Source organism: Wohlfahrtiimonas larvae (assembly GCF_002006755.1).
GTDB classification, from domain to species: Bacteria; Pseudomonadota; Gammaproteobacteria; order Cardiobacteriales; family Wohlfahrtiimonadaceae; genus Wohlfahrtiimonas; species Wohlfahrtiimonas larvae.
Genome location: NZ_MVDO01000100.1, coordinates 1 through 15,345, shown reverse-complemented (window position 1 = coordinate 15,345; position 15,345 = coordinate 1). Strand labels below are relative to the sequence as shown.

Annotated in this window: 15 protein-coding genes; 11 read left to right on the top strand and 4 right to left on the bottom strand. The window is 36.9% G+C overall.

Annotated features, from left to right (window positions below; genetic code table 11):
• On the top strand, positions 1 to 1,183 hold a 1,183-nt coding region (locus BZK14_RS06255; RefSeq protein ID WP_171973649.1), incomplete at its 5' end, for an efflux RND transporter permease subunit.
• Positions 1,184 to 1,351: 168 nt separating this feature from the next.
• On the top strand, positions 1,352 to 1,948 hold the full coding sequence (locus tag BZK14_RS06250) for a hypothetical protein (RefSeq protein WP_077925690.1): 597 nt from the start codon (positions 1,352 to 1,354) through the stop codon (positions 1,946 to 1,948).
• A gap of 47 nt (positions 1,949 to 1,995) precedes the next feature.
• On the opposite strand, the gene rbsK is transcribed toward BZK14_RS06250, so the two are convergent.
• The gene (gene rbsK / locus BZK14_RS06245; protein ID WP_077925689.1) at positions 1,996 to 2,922 is read right to left on the bottom strand and encodes a ribokinase; all 927 of its coding nucleotides are present in this window, start codon (positions 2,920 to 2,922) and stop codon (positions 1,996 to 1,998) included.
• A 147-nt stretch (positions 2,923 to 3,069) separates the two neighbouring features.
• Here rbsK and BZK14_RS06240 point away from each other — a divergent pair, with 147 nt between their 5' ends.
• The 3 genes from BZK14_RS06240 to BZK14_RS06230 all read left to right on the top strand — a co-directional run bounded on the left by BZK14_RS06240 (position 3,070) and on the right by BZK14_RS06230 (position 5,834).
• Positions 3,070 to 4,152 carry a linear amide C-N hydrolase gene (locus tag BZK14_RS06240; protein ID WP_077925691.1) on the top strand — a complete coding sequence of 361 codons (1,083 nt, stop codon included), beginning with the start codon at positions 3,070 to 3,072 and terminating at the stop codon, positions 4,150 to 4,152.
• Positions 4,153 to 4,219: 67 nt separating this feature from the next.
• Positions 4,220 to 4,990: a hypothetical protein gene (locus BZK14_RS06235; RefSeq protein WP_077925688.1), complete on the top strand. Its 771-nt coding sequence runs from the start codon at positions 4,220 to 4,222 to the stop codon at positions 4,988 to 4,990.
• Positions 4,991 to 5,063: 73 nt separating this feature from the next.
• Positions 5,064 to 5,834 (top strand): transglycosylase SLT domain-containing protein, encoded by a 771-nt coding sequence (locus tag BZK14_RS06230; RefSeq protein ID WP_077925687.1) that lies wholly within the window; start codon positions 5,064 to 5,066, stop codon positions 5,832 to 5,834.
• Here the strand turns inward: BZK14_RS06230 and BZK14_RS06225 are convergent.
• A complete protein-coding gene (locus BZK14_RS06225) occupies positions 5,809 to 6,495 on the bottom strand; it encodes an HAD family hydrolase (protein ID WP_077925686.1) in 687 nt (228 codons plus the stop codon). The two genes, BZK14_RS06230 and BZK14_RS06225, sit on opposite strands and share 26 nt — an antisense overlap.
• Before the next feature lie 448 nt (positions 6,496 to 6,943).
• Here BZK14_RS06225 and ugpB point away from each other — a divergent pair, with 448 nt between their 5' ends.
• From ugpB to BZK14_RS06200, 5 genes are all read left to right on the top strand, one after another.
• On the top strand, positions 6,944 to 8,254 hold the full coding sequence (ugpB, locus tag BZK14_RS06220) for a sn-glycerol-3-phosphate ABC transporter substrate-binding protein UgpB (RefSeq protein ID WP_077925685.1): 1,311 nt from the start codon (positions 6,944 to 6,946) through the stop codon (positions 8,252 to 8,254).
• 69 nt (positions 8,255 to 8,323) lie between these two features.
• Positions 8,324 to 9,202 carry a sn-glycerol-3-phosphate ABC transporter permease UgpA gene (gene ugpA, locus BZK14_RS06215; RefSeq protein WP_077925684.1) on the top strand — a complete coding sequence of 293 codons (879 nt, stop codon included), beginning with the start codon at positions 8,324 to 8,326 and terminating at the stop codon, positions 9,200 to 9,202.
• On the top strand, positions 9,202 to 10,044 hold the full coding sequence (ugpE, locus tag BZK14_RS06210; RefSeq protein WP_077925683.1) for a sn-glycerol-3-phosphate ABC transporter permease UgpE: 843 nt from the start codon (positions 9,202 to 9,204) through the stop codon (positions 10,042 to 10,044). Before ugpA ends, ugpE begins: the two co-directional genes overlap by 1 nt.
• Before the next feature lie 19 nt (positions 10,045 to 10,063).
• The gene (locus tag BZK14_RS06205; RefSeq protein ID WP_077925682.1) at positions 10,064 to 11,161 is read left to right on the top strand and encodes an ABC transporter ATP-binding protein; all 1,098 of its coding nucleotides are present in this window, start codon (positions 10,064 to 10,066) and stop codon (positions 11,159 to 11,161) included.
• A gap of 26 nt (positions 11,162 to 11,187) precedes the next feature.
• Positions 11,188 to 11,943, top strand: coding sequence for a glycerophosphodiester phosphodiesterase family protein (locus BZK14_RS06200; protein WP_077925681.1), 756 nt, complete (start codon positions 11,188 to 11,190; stop codon positions 11,941 to 11,943).
• A gap of 77 nt (positions 11,944 to 12,020) precedes the next feature.
• Here BZK14_RS06200 and BZK14_RS06195 read toward each other — a convergent pair whose 3' ends face one another.
• Entirely contained in the window at positions 12,021 to 13,127 is a 1,107-nt protein-coding gene (locus tag BZK14_RS06195) for a YkvI family membrane protein (RefSeq protein WP_077925680.1), read from the bottom strand.
• Positions 13,128 to 13,351: 224 nt separating this feature from the next.
• Positions 13,352 to 14,146: an AraC family transcriptional regulator gene (locus tag BZK14_RS06190; protein WP_077925679.1), complete on the bottom strand. Its 795-nt coding sequence runs from the start codon at positions 14,144 to 14,146 to the stop codon at positions 13,352 to 13,354.
• Between the two features lie 118 nt (positions 14,147 to 14,264).
• Between BZK14_RS06190 and BZK14_RS06185 the strand changes: the two genes are divergently transcribed.
• On the top strand, positions 14,265 to 15,182 hold the full coding sequence (locus BZK14_RS06185) for a DMT family transporter (protein ID WP_077925678.1): 918 nt from the start codon (positions 14,265 to 14,267) through the stop codon (positions 15,180 to 15,182).
• Positions 15,183 to 15,345: the final 163 nt, after the last annotated feature.

The following is a 15,345-nucleotide window of genomic DNA, read 5'->3' as shown; positions in this document are numbered from 1 at the left end:
GGTAGGTGGTGTTGAAGGTAATTCTATTTTTGTATTCCAATTACCAGCATTGCCAGGTTCAAGTGGTGGTTTGCCTATACAAATGGTTTTGCGTTCTCCCAAAGATTACCAAGTGCTTTATGATGCAATGGAAGAGATCAAAACTAAAGCGTGGCAAAGTGGATTATTTGTCGTGATTGATAGTGATTTAAGCTATAACAAGCCAATGGTTGAAGTAAAAATTGATCGTTTAAAAGCGGCGAGTTTAGGCGTTTCTTTACAAGCAATTGGTGATGCATTAGCTATTTTAGTGGGTGAAAATTATATCAATCGTTTTAGCATGGAAGGACGAGCTTATGATGTAATTCCACAAAGCCAACATTATCAACGGATGACACCAGAAGCCTTAGGACAACATTATGTCCGTAGCCAACAAGGTGAATTAATTCCATTGTCTGCCTTGGTAGACATTAGTATGGATGTAGCTGCAAATCAGCTCAATCAATTTAATCAGCAAAATTCAGCAACCTTGGAAGCAATTCCAGCACAAGGCGTTTCCATGGGGCAAGCGATTGAATTTTTTGAGCAAGTTTTGGCTGAATTACCTTCAGAATTCTCTCATGACTGGCAATCAGATTCTCGTCAGTTTAAGGAGGAGGGGAATGCTTTAATCTATGCATTTGGTGCGGCGATTATGATCATTTACCTAGTATTAGCTGCACAATATGAGAGTTTAAAAGATCCTTTGATTATTTTAGTTACCGTACCTTTATCATTGTGTGGTGCATTATTGCCCTTGGCATTAGGTTGGGCAAGCCTGAATATTTATACGCAAATTGGTTTAGTGACATTGATTGGCTTAATCAGTAAACATGGCATTTTGATGGTTGAATTTGCCAATAATCTTCAGCGTGATGATGGTTTGGGTAAAAAGGAATCTATTGTAAAAGCTGCAAAAATCAGACTTCGCCCTATTTTAATGACAACAGCAGCTTTAGTGTTTGGCTTGATTCCATTATTGTTTGCAAGTGGTGCAGGTGCACAAAGTCGATTTGGTTTAGGCTTGGTGATCATTGCAGGGATGTTGATTGGTACAATTTTCACACTATTTATATTGCCGTCAGTTTATATTGCTTTAGGGCGTGATATGAATATCGCTGAAAAAACAATGCGAGAAAAAGAGTTAGAACATTATTTCGAGTAAATCGCTATAGAGATTTAAAAAATTAAAAGATTAATCATATTTGCATGATTAATCTTTTTTATTATAAGTCTATAAAATAAAGTTCTATAACTATGGACTAAATATTAATTCTTAGTATATTAACAGTGTTCAGTATAGAATAATTGTTAACCGTTGTAAGGGGTTTATATGCAGTTTCATGAATTATTTTTAGAAGTGAGAGCCGCAGAAGTTAAAGATTTAGAATATTGTTCTTTATTGAGCCGCATCCGAGAATGCTATGAAGAATTTTTATCGAACGGGCAAAATAATCCTGAAGTGTCAGAAATTATTAATCGTATTGAAAACATGACATTTACGGTCAATATGAATGATTTTGTTGGCTTGATGAATGTGAATCAAACAGTTTGTAATTTTGATTATGCTTGCGAATTTAATCCAAGCCAAAAGCGTGCAATCAGCTTATTGCTTTCCGTGATTTCTGCACCGCAAGAAGGTGAGTATATTAAAGGTTTTTTCGCGCTATATATTTGGCAAAAATTATTGCCTGATGTGAGATTTTATTCAGTAGGATTGATGGATAATTTTTATGCATTAGCAGGTGTTAGAGATCAAAACGGTGAGTGTAAGTTTAAGCCTGCAAGAGAGATGAGCCAAATCGTTGCTGAACAAAAAACAACAGCATTTTTCAATATGAAGCAAGATGAGCATTGTGACGAGTCACAAGCTTTAATTGCTGAAATTGATAAAGCACTACATTTTATTGTTAATAAGTACGCAGCTTAGCGAATGAGTTAAATCTCACAGTATCAGATACTGTGAGATTTTTAATATCAATGATTCATCAAAAAATCATCGATTTCGCTTGCCCAAGGAATAGAAGGCTGTGCACCTTTTCGTGTCACAGCGATTGCGGCAGCAGCATGTGCTTTGCGAATTGTCTCTTGAAGTGGAAGGCCTTCTAATAGTGCTGTCATTAAGACGCCATTAAATGTATCGCCAGCAGCAATGGTATCGATGGCATCTACTTTAAAACCAGGAATCAGATGACCGACTCCATTTTCACTGACCCAAGCACCTAATTTCCCCATTGTGATGATGACAACAGTAACGCCTTTATCATGTAGAATTTTAGACGCTTGAATGGCTGATCCAGCAGAATCTACTTTAATGCCTGTGAGAATTTCTGCCTCTGTTTCATTGGGTGTGATGATATTGATTTTAGATAAAAGTTCATCAGGTAAGGGGCGAGCGGGAGCAGGGTTAAGCGCAACTAATACACCATGTTCATTTGCATGATTTGTGGCTTGCTGAATTGTTTCTATTGGAATTTCAAGTTGCATTAATAATGCATCCGCAGATTCAATAGCATCCCAATGGTTTGCTAACATTTGTGGTGTCACATGAGCGTTTGCACCTGCATGGATGCCGATCATATTTTCACCTTCATCATTCACAAAAATTAATGCAACACCTGTTTTTTCATGAGGGATAATTTTAATTAATGATGTATCTATACCATCAGTCTGAAATTGATCTAAGGCATCTTGCCCAAAATGATCATCACCTAAAGCTGTAATGAATTGAATATTAGCACCTGCTCGTCCAGCAGCAACAGCTTGATTGGCACCTTTACCGCCCATTGCAACTTGATATTGGTGTGCGCTTAATGTTTCACCAGGGGCTAAAAAATATGGGACATTTAAAATATGATCAATATTAGTACTGCCGAGTACAACAAGCTTTTTTTGATGAGTCATGATTAATCCATAATTTATAATGATGATGAATATTCAATAATATACCTGATGAGTTTATTATATGATGAAATTCATCACACGAAGTTATTTATGTCAAATAATCACTTTGTGACCAACATTTTATTTGAGAGATCAAAAGGTGGCTACATGAAAAAAATTACACGCAGTTTATTATCAACAGCCGTTATTGCTTTGAGTATTGCTGCGATTCCTGTCAGTTTAGCTTGTACACGTGCAGTCTTTTTAGGTGACAATGATCATGTGATCACAGGCCGTTCAATGGATTGGAAAGTGGATGTGGGCACAAATTTATGGGTGATGCCACAAGGTTTGCATCAAAATGGTGGGGCAGGTCCTAATTCAATAGAATGGGTATCTAAATATGGTAGTGTAATTGCATCAGGTTATGACATTGCAAGTACTGATGGCGTGAATGAGAAAGGTTTAGTGGCCAATTTATTATGGTTAGTTGAATCAGAATATCCTGAACCGACTCAAGATAAAAAAATGTTATCAATTTCTGCTTGGGCACAATATGTATTGGATAACTTTGCAACAGTAGAAGAAGCTGTCGAAGCTTTGTCTAAGGAAGAGTTTATTGTCGTGACTGACAAAGTGCCTGGTGAAACACGCAATGCAACATTACATTTATCCATTTCTGATGCAACGGGGGATAGTGCAATTGTTGAATATATTAAAGGTAAGCAGGTCATTCATCATGATCGAAAATATCAAGTGATGACAAATTCTCCGACTTTTGAAGAACAATTAGCGTTGAATAGCTATTGGCAAAAAATTGGTGGAACAGTCATGTTACCTGGTACTAATAGAGCGGCAGATCGCTTTGCAAGAGCTTCATTTTATATCAATGCAATTCCTAAAGATAAAGATGCACGTACATCTATTGCGAGTGTTTTTAGTGTTATTCGCAATGTGTCTGTACCCTTTGGGATTGTGACAGAGTCAGAGCCAAATATTTCTTCTACACGTTGGCGTACAGTTGTAGATCATAAAAATCTTTTGTATTTTTTTGAATCAGCATTAACACCAAATACATTTTGGGTGGATCTGAAGCAAATAGATTTTAGTGAAAAAACTGGCAAAGTTATGAAATTAGATTTAGGGCCAGAGCAGAAGAATATTTTTTCAGGTGATGCAACTGCTAATTTTAAAGAGGCAGAGCTTTTCCAATTTGAAGGTATTAATCAAGAATCTCATCTTTTTAATTGATTTTTTACCAAAATCACAGACAATAAGGCGCCTTTAGGGCGCTTTTTTATTGAATTGAGGTTTTAATATGGTTATGCGTTTAGTTATAGTTTTATTGTTATCTTTCAGTATCAGCTTAGCGGATGTGGTTATTCCTGAAGCTACTTTAAATGATATTGCAGGTAAAATTTATCGTAATGAAACAGGTGGCAAACGTACTAATCTTGTTGTTTGGAATGATGGCGAAAACTTTCCTTCGTTAGGTATTGGGCACTTTATTTGGTACAAATATAATGAGCCTGAACATTTTGAGGAAAGTTTTCCTTTATTAGTGCAGTTTTATCAGGCAAAAAATATTGATCTACCTTGGATATTGCGTATGTATCGTTATGCACCTTGGAAAACTCAAACAGAATTTTTGCTTGCCAAACAAAATGACCAAACTTTTAAGGATTTAGAGGATTTTTTGTATAACACACAATCCGTTCAAATTGAGTTCATTGCTAATCGTTTACATGCTTCATTGCCTAAGATGTTAGCGCATACTCAGCAGCCACAAAAGGTAGAGAAAATTTTTAATATGTTATTAAAACATCCTGTTGGTTTGTATGCATTGATCGATTATATCAATTTTAAAGGTGAAGGGATTAATCCTAATGAGCGCTATCAAGGGCAAGGTTGGGGGCTTTTACAAGTCTTGGAAAATATGGATGATCGACTGGCACAAAAAGATTTGATGCTTAGCTTTCGTCACTCCGCACAAGAAATTTTGACACAGCGAGTCAATAATGCGCCTAAAGAACGTGATGAGAATCGCTGGTTGCCAGGTTGGAAAAACCGAATTCAAACTTATCTATAAAAAAGATTAATTTTAGGGTGCATGATATTGTTTTACTATTATATTTCTTACCTATCTTTAAAGTGCGAGGTGTATGATGCTTAGGTTCTTACGCTTATACCTTAGAAGTATTGGGACAGTTATTTTAACGCTTGCCAGTTTGGCTTTTTATAGTTTTGCATTCAGAGCTACAAATGATCCACAAAATATGCAATTTGATATTGTATCAACGGATCAAGATAACTTAGAGTGGATGCCTGATGCGACCAAATTTTGGGGGTTATCAAGGCAGTTAACTATTTTTACTGATGATGAATTAGAATATTGGCGAGGTATTATGGAAAGTTTTCAATACCATAATGATATTCGTCGCAATAAGCGTCAAAAAATGACCAATTATCTTGTGATGCATTACAATATGCCTGAGCGCGATGCGAAGATATTGGTTCGCAGTGCTGATGCAAATGCGCATAAATATAAAATTGATCTTGAATTATTGATGGCCGTTATTTTTGTAGAATCTACTTATAAGATTACAGCAGAAAGTAAATATGGTGCCATAGGTTTGATGCAAGTCGTACCTAAGTGGCATTTGGATAAAATTCAGCAATATGGCGGTGTGGATGCTTTGTATGATATTCGTACTAACATTAGCATCGGTACAGAAATTTTAATGGAATATTTTGAAAAAGAAGGCAATATTCGACAAGCTTTACATCGTTATAATGGTAGTAAGAATGATAAAACTTTAAAATATTCTAATAGAGTTTTGCAAAAGTATAATGAGCTTCGTAACCGAAATTATTTAGAAAATGTTCAATTAACATTGCGCTTTGATATCATTTCTCCTGCAATGTTGTTGTAAAATGAAGTATTGGCCAGTTGTTCGCTTCGGCAATTGTACGTAATTCATCGTCAGGATTGATAATGTTGGGATAAGCGACTTTTTCCAGTAATGGTAGATCATTGCTGGAATCACTATAAAAATAGCTCTGTCGATATGCATCGTTAGGATTTATGTCGTGTTGTGTTAAATATATTTCAAAAACATTCACTTTACCAGATTGGTAAGGAATTACGCCTTGAATCTTAGTGGTGTAATGGTGATCTTTTTGGACAACATTAATGCCAAAACATTGATTAACATTGAAGCATATATGAGCAATGGATGATACGATCATTTGTGGAGAGGCTGAAATGATTATAACATCATCGCCATGTTCATAGTGTTCTTGAATTAGGCGTTGTCCTGCTAAATAAACAATGGGCGCAATCTTTTCATGCACAAATTGGGTGATGAGTGAATGAACATCTTCAATAGGCAAATGTATAATCGGCCTTAATACAAGGTTCATGCAGTCTTGTTGATCTAATATCTTAGCTCGATAGGCCTCCATCAAAAGTTGTTCTTCTTGTAAGAACCCATCAATATCTTGGATCAATTCTTGTTCACAAAGCCACTGGCACCAAAGTGTTACGCAATCACCATGGATTAAAGTTTCGTCTAAATCAAATATTGCAATCATCTTGGGCCTTTTAAAAATATTTTGGGTCAGTATAGATTATCTGTGTGACAAATCCATGACTTATCAGAAAAGAGACTTGTAATTTTCTTGTCATATTCAACTCTTATAATTCTATGCTAACTTTTTGGGTTGGTTTTATGGATATTACTGATGGATTACAATTATGGTTCTTTTTTATAGTAAGATAAAAATTAATCATAATGTTATCTTGTAATTAACTGTTGAATATTTAATTTTGTAGTTATTTTGAAATATTTTATTGTTAATGGTTATGAGAATATTTTTTATATAACAATAAGTTGATATTTGATTTTATCGAGGGATCAGTAAAATATTGACCGAACATGCTTCTTTATTTATGTGGGTTATTTATAATCATGAAAGTAACATCAGAAAGTTATATTATATGCACGTTAATTAATATGAAAATGAAGGGAGTTTGCTGACTATGAAATTGAAAAAGATTGCTTTGGCAACCATTTTAGGCGCAGGTACTTTGATGTCTGCATCATATGCACAAACAGAAATCCAATGGTGGCATTCAATGAATGGCGCTTTGAATGATTGGGTGAATGATTTAGCGAAAGAGTTTAATGAAAGCCAAACAGATTATAAAGTTGTTCCTGTATTCAAAGGTGACTATGAGCAATCAATGACAGCGGGTATCGCTGCGATTCGTTCTGGTAATGCTCCTGATATTCTTCAAGTTTTTGAAGTAGGCACAGCATCGATGATTTACTCAAAAGGTGTGACAAAATCGGTGTCTGAAATTATGAAAGCGAATAATATTCCTTTTGATATTAATGCTTATATCCCAGCAGTTGCAGGCTATTATGCATCGCCAAATGGAGATTTGTTATCTCTGCCATTCAACAGTTCTACAACTGTAATGTATTACAATAAAGATGAATTCAAAAAAGCAGGCTTAGATCCTGATAAAGCACCTAAAACTTGGAAAGAAGTACGTGCAGCGACTGAGGCATTGAAAGCCTCAGGTAGCAAATGTCCAATGACAATCTCTTGGATGGGTTGGACACAATTAGAAAGCTTCTCAGCATGGCATAATGTTCCATATGCAACTAAAAATAATGGCTTTGGTGGTATGGATGCAGAATTAAAATTCAACTCACCTTTGCATGTTAAGCATTTTGAAAATTTGAGCGATATGGCGAAAAATGGTTTGTTCGTTTATAAAGGTCGTTCGGTTGCATCACAGCCTGCATTTTTATCAGGTGAATGTGCGATTTTCATGGGATCTTCAGGTTTCTATTCAGGTTTGAAACGTGATGCAAAATTTGATTTTGCAGAAACGACATTGCCTTATTATGATGATGTCGAAGGTGCACCACAAAATACAGTGATTGGTGGTGCAAGCTTGTGGGTACTAAATGGTAAACCTGCTGAAAACTATAAAGGTGTAGCTAAATTCTTTGAATTCATCTCTCAACCTGAAAGAGCAGCACAAAGCCACATGAGAACGGGTTATTTACCAATCACCAAAGAAGCATTTGAAATCACTGAAAAAGCGGGCTTCTATACTGAAAATCCTGGTGCTGATGTGCCAGTACAACAGATGATCCGTGATACCAATGATAATACTCGCGGTTTACGTTTAGGTAATATGTTGCAAATCCGCACAATTGTGGATGAAGAAACAGAGCAAGTTTGGACAGGTAAAAAATCTCCAAAAGATGCATTGGATAGCGCAGTAGAGCGAGGTAATGCATTGCTAAAACGTTTTGAACGAGTAAATAAATAGCATTGATTGAGAAGTGAAGGGCAACGCTCTTCACTTCTTTTTTATTTGTTTTTAATCAAAGGCTGTTTTATGAAATTATATTTTAAACATTATCGTGTATTGCCGTGGCTATTGATATTGCCACAGTTGGCAATCATCGCAATATTCTTCTATTGGCCAGCAGGACAAGCGCTGGTGCAAAGCTTCCAAATGGAAGATATTTTCGGCACGGCTCGTGAATGGGTTGGCTTGGAAAATTTCAAGGTATTATTTGCAGATAAAACTTATACAGAATCTATTTATACCACAATATATTTCTCATTTTGGGTCACATTGTTAGGTTTAAGTTTATCGCTATTTTTAGCATTTTTTATGCAAAAAGTTGTACGTGCATCATTATTTTATCGGACAGCGCTGATTTTGCCTTATGCTGTTTCACCGATTATCGTGGGTGTATTGTGGACATTCATGTTCGCACCATCTTTCGGGATTGTATCCTATTGGCTTGGAAAAATGGGCATTCATTGGAATCATCAACTGAATGCAGATCAAGCAATGTGGCTTGTGATCATTGCATCCATTTGGAAACAAATTTCTTATAACTTCTTATTCTTCTTTGCAGGCTTGCAAGCGATTCCAAAATCATTGATGGAAGCGGCGGCGATTGATGGTGCAGGGCCTTGGCGTAGATTTTTCTCCATTCAATTTCCATTATTGTGGCCAACAACTTTCTTCTTGTGTGTGATCAATGTCGTGTATGTATTCTTCGATACTTTTGCAATTATTGATGCCTTAACACAAGGTGGGCCGGGTAAAGCAACTTCAACATTGGTTTATCGTATTTACTTTGATGGCTTTAAAGCGATGGATTACGGCGGTTCTGCGGCGCAATCTGTTGTATTGATGGGCTTTGTATTATTGCTGACGATCGTTCAGTTCCGTTTCATTGATCGTAAGGGGAATCAATAATGATAGAGAATCGTCCTGGGTTAAAATTCTTATCACACATGAGCTTATTGATCGCAGTATTGCTCGTCTGTTTCCCGATTTATTTAGCATTTGTGGCTTCCACACAAACAGCGCAAGATGTTGTCAATGTGCCATTATCCTTGATTCCGGGTGATCAGTTTTGGGAGAATTATTCCAAAGCATTATCGGGCGGTGAAGGAACATCTATTTCTGCCGCACGCATGTTGTGGGTCACAATTGTGATGACGTTGATCATTGCAATTGGCAAAATTGCGATCTCATTGTTATCAGCTTTTGCCATTGTTTACTTTAGATTTCCATTTCGGACCTTATTGTTTTGGATCATATTCATTACGTTAATGTTGCCTGTGGAAGTTCGTATTATCCCAACCTTTGATGTTGTTGCGAATTTGAAAATGTTAAATAGCTATGCGGGTTTAACCATTCCATTGATTGCATCTGCAACTGCAACTTTCTTATTTAGACAGTTCTTTTTTACAGTACCTGATGAATTATTAGAAGCTGCACGCATTGATGGTGCAGGTGCAATGCGATTCTTCAAAGATATTTTATTACCATTGTCGATCCCAACGGTTGCTTCATTATTTGTGATTCAGTTCATCTATGGTTGGAATCAATATTTATGGCCATTATTGATGGCAACAAAAGAAAATATGTTCCCGCTCGCAGTTGGTTTGCGCCAAATGATGGGTAATGGTGATGTTGCTGTGGATTGGAATATTGTCATGGCAACGGTTGTATTGATGTTGATCCCGCCAATGTTAGTCATCTTATTGATGCAAAAATGGTTGGTGAAAGGCTTGATTGACAGCGAGAAATAGACAAAGGAAACACAAAATTATGGCAACAGTTCAGTTAAAAAATATTACAAAACATTATGGTACAGCAAGAAAGCCAGGGCCTTTGATCCTTAAAGGGATTGATATTGATATTAAAGATGGTGAATTCATCGTTGTGGTTGGGCCATCAGGTTGTGGTAAATCGACATTATTGCGTGTGATCGCAGGCTTAGAAACAAGTTCAGGTGGTGAAATTCACATTGGTGATAAAGATGTGACAAAGCTTGAACCAGCACAACGCGATATTGCGATGGTTTTCCAAAACTATGCTTTGTATCCACACATGTCTGTTCGTGAAAATATGGCTTATGGCGTTAAATTAGCAAAAATGCCGAAAGATGAAATCGATCGCCGCATTCAAGATACAGCTAAAATGCTCGATATCGCACAGCATTTGGATAAAAAGCCAAGCCAACTATCAGGTGGACAAAGACAACGTGTCGCAATGGGGCGCGCAATTGTACGTAAGCCAAAGCTATTCTTATTCGATGAGCCATTATCTAACTTGGATGCGAAATTAAGAACATCTACACGCTTAGAAATTCGCCGTCGTCACAATGAAATTGGTATTACATCTTTATATGTCACGCACGATCAAACAGAAGCGATGACATTGGCGGATCGTATCATTATCATGAATGGCGGTGTGGTTGAACAATTTGGTACGCCAAGTGAAATCTTTCATTCACCTGCATCCACATTTGTGGCTAACTTTATGGGTTCGCCTGCCATGAACTTATTGGATGTTGTGGTGCGTGATGGCAAAGTTTGGCTCGGTGATACAGAATTGAAAGGCATTGCATTGCCTGAAGCGATTCGTAATAGCGCACAAAAAGAGTGGATTTTAGGGATTCGCCCTGAGCATATTGTGATCGTACCTGAAAGCACTGATAACAGTTGGGATGTGACTTTGTCATTGGCTGAAACATTGGGTTCAGAGCAATTGCTCTATACGAATCTGGATAAAATTTCTTTGACGATTCGTACAGAAGATTCACGCTATTCTGAAAATAAATATCAACGCAATCAAACTTTCCATATCGAGCCAAAACTCGAAGAAGTGCTATGGTTTGATGCAACAACACAAAAACGTATTTAGACAATCGTTCAGCGAAAGGAGCTAACATGTCAACTTATCCTTATCCCAATTTGATCGCGCATCGTGGCGCAGGTAAAGATGCGCCTGAAAACTCCTTGGCAGCTTTTCGATTAGGCGCAGAGAATGGCTATACGATGTTTGAGTGCGATGTGAAATTATCGAAAGATAAAGAGCTTTTCTTGCATCATGATGATGTATTGGAGCGCACAACAAATGGCAAGGGATTAGCGAAGCATCACACTTGGAATGAATTATCGAAGTTAGATGCAGGTAGTTGGCATTCAGCTCATTATGCGGGCGAATCTTTGGCGCGCTTTGAGCAATTGGTGGATTTTGTGATCGCCAATAAATTTCAGTTGGATGTTGAGATTAAGCCAAACCCTGATGAAGATTATGAAACAGGTGTTGCGACTGCTAAGTTTTTAGAAGCAAAGCAACCATTCGGCACAGGTGCTTACCCATTTTTATTGTCATCATTTCAACCTGAATCCTTAAAAGGTGCGATGGATGCAGTGCCAGCAATTCCGCGTGCTTTATTGGTGGATGATTGGGAAGGTGATGTGGATAAATTTTTTCAGATTTTGGATGATACAGCGTGTATTGGCATCATTACGAATTACAAAATCTTAACGGAAGAGATTGTAGAGCGTTGCCATGCAACAGGGCGCTTTGTGATGATTTATACGGCCAATGAACCAGCAGATATTAAACACCTATTTGAAATTGGCGTGGATTCTGTGATCACAGATAATATGAAGATTTTGAAAGATTATACAAGATAGTATTTGTGCAGTAATACAACAAAAAAGCTTTGGTGAAATTCACCAAAGCTTTTTTATTATGTGTTGATTAAGCTGTTTTATACAGTTGGTACGCCTAAAACTTCGGCATCATCATTTGTATTGTGTTGCTCAACTTTGCTGGCTTTCTTGATTCTAAAAGGTGCTGCAACTAATATTGCGATTAATAACAAACCTAAGTAACCGATTAAAGGATAGAAGTAAGCAACTAAACCTGTGAAGCCTACGAAGCTTGCAATGAAACCTACTAAACCTGTACCGATCGCAAAGATGTATGAACGCTTAGTTTGCATTACTGTAAAGCGAGCAACGAAAGCATAGTACATTGCAACGCCTGTGTTATAGATCATACCGAACAATACAACAGTCATCATGATGCCTAAAACTGGTGAAATGTCTTGGATGATTTTCAATAATGGTAAGCTCATATCTTTAACATCTTTGATGTTTAAGAAGATTGCGTAGTGCGCAATTAAGATTAATACACCAACACCTAAACCACCTAATAAACCGCCCCATTTTGCAATGTTTTCATTCTTCTCACTACCGCCCATAACTAATGACATACCTGCACCAACGGCAACATTGAAAGATACATAGTTAATCGCTGAAATGAACCAGTTTGGTAATGAACTTTTCACTGAAGTTGCGATTGGCTCTAATTCCTCTAAAGATGCATGTGATGTGAATAAGCTATAAGTACAGATGATTGCTAATGCAATGATTAGAAACGGAGTGATTGCTGCAATTAAAGCAATGACGCGTTGGATTGGTAACAATACTGTAGAAACAACTAATACAGTCATAATCAAACTACCTACCCAGTTTGGCGCACCATATTGTTGGTTTAACATGCTGCCAGCGCCAGCAACCATCACAACCCCTACACCAAACAGTGTGAAGATGATGATGTAGTCCACAGCAACACCCATAAATTTACCGCTTAATTTATAGATCGCTTCATCATGTGATTGAGTTTGTAAGCGGCTACCCATTTGCATGAGCATCATACCTAAGTATGCAAAAAGCCCTGTAGAAAGCACGGCTCCAGCAGTTCCCCAAGCGCCAAAACTTGTAAAGTACTGCAATATTTCATTGCCTGATGCAAAACCTGCACCCACAATAACACCAATAAAGGCAAACGCCATTTGTATAATTTTATACACGATTTTTCTCCTCGATGATTAATCCCACTTTAATTATTTTGTAGCTTTTTTGTAAGTATATATAAACCATATTTTTAAGGATAAAACAAATTTATCTATGAATAATTTTATATTTCATGAATCAGCATATGGTTAAAATATTGATATTTAATTAAACTTTTGGTTTTTGGGATGATGGAATGTTGCATGTTATGTACTGTTTTTAAATGGCAATATGTAGTTGATTATGTAGTTCGATCAATATTATGTAACTGACGATACCGATCTGGTGTTGTGCCTGATAAAGCCTGGAACATAGCAATAAAGCTAGAGGCTGATCGATAGCCCACTTTGAAAGCGATTTCCTCAATGGTTTCACCCTGTTCTAAGAGCGCAATGCCATGAATAAAACGTAGCCGTTGGCACCATTCATTAAAACTCATCCCTAATTCTTTTCTAAAATGGCGTGCTAATGTTCGCTCTGTAGTGAATACTTTTTCAGCCCATTCTTTTAATGTTAAGCGGTTAGAAGGATCTTGTTCTAATGATTTGATAATAGGGTGAATGAGTCGATGTTTTGAGGTTGGTAAATACGTGTGCCCAATCATAGCATCATGCATTTCATCAATGAGCACTAAGGATTTTCTAAAATCCTGTTCTGTTCTGAGTGTTAAGGTTGCTCGGTCAAAAAAAGACTCAATGATACTAAGCGCAACATTGCTGAGTTTCAATAGTGAAGGTGTTTGAGAAAGTTTGGCAGCTTCTCGTTCACAAATATTGATGGAACGAAAACGAGCAGGTTGGTGATTGAAACATGAATGTTCGTAATTGGGCGGAATCCAAATGGCAAAACCTAAAGGTGCAAGAAAACGTTCCTTTTCAATATCTAAAGTCACCACTCCGTATTTCACAAAGATAATTTGCCCCCAAGTATGTTTATGGGGCTGAAACTCACTAGCTTCATTGATATTTTCGTTAGCTAGTAAGATCAGTTGGTCATTTTGAAAGGTTAAATTCTGAAAAGAACGCTGTTTCATCATAAGTTATTTACCTTTGTCATAAAATGTCAGAATAATGAGTTAGAATGTCTGATTTTCATTATATATTTAATATGGGACAATTTATACTAGCGCCCTGATGAAAAAACTAGGAGTACACATGAATTTTGTTGCAATGCTATATCCGTTAATGGCGGTATTGATTTGGGCGATGAATGCAGTTGTGAATAAACTGTCAGCAGGTGTTATTGAGCCTGAAGCCATTTCATTTTATCGTTGGTTACTAGCATTTATTATTTTGACGCCATTTTGTTTACGTCAATCCATTAAAAACTGGGCAGAAATTCGCCCATTGTTACCTAAGTTTGCATTCTTAGGTTTTCTTGGTATGGCATTGTATCAATGCTTAGCTTATTACGCAGCTTATACAATTTCTGCCACAATGATCGGTATTTTCTTATCATTAACGCCATTATTAACCATTTTACTAAGCTTCATCATTTTACGTTCACCCCTCACAGTGGGTTTAGTTGTGGGAAGTATTTTATCATTTTCAGGTATCACTTGGCTCATCAGCGCTGGTAATCCTGCGGTCATTTTAGAAAGTGGCATTGGTAAAGGTGAATTGATGATGATTATTGCAGCTTCTGCTTATGCATTGTATGGTGTATTAACGATGAAGTGGAAGATTCAGGTTTCGATTTGGCAATCGTTGTACTGGCAAGTCATCTCTGGTGTGATTATTTTAATTCCATTATTTATGATCACGAAGGATGCGACGATTACCAGCAATAATGTGGGGTTGATTCTTTTTGCCGGCATACCAGCCTCCATTATTGCACCCTTTTTGTGGCTGCAAGGTGTTGCTCGCTTAGGTGCCAGTAAAACATCTCTATTTATGAACTTATCACCTTTATTTACAGCGATCATTTCAATTCTATTCTTGAATGAATCGTTAGAAACGTATCATATCGTCGGTGGTATTGTGTCATTAACGGGTGTGATCATCGCACAGCGTGTCAATACGAAGATTCAGTTTAAATTTAAACCGCATGTTAAACCTAATGCTAAAGATTAACCTACTATAATCTTGAGTGAAGCCATCATTGTTATGCAGTGATGGCTTTTTTATCGCAATATAAATATATTTTACTTTAGGGATTGAGTTTTAGAAAGATAAGTGGCTATGATGGGGATTCGATCAAAATAAGTTTAGGAAAATATTTATGTCAGCAACAATG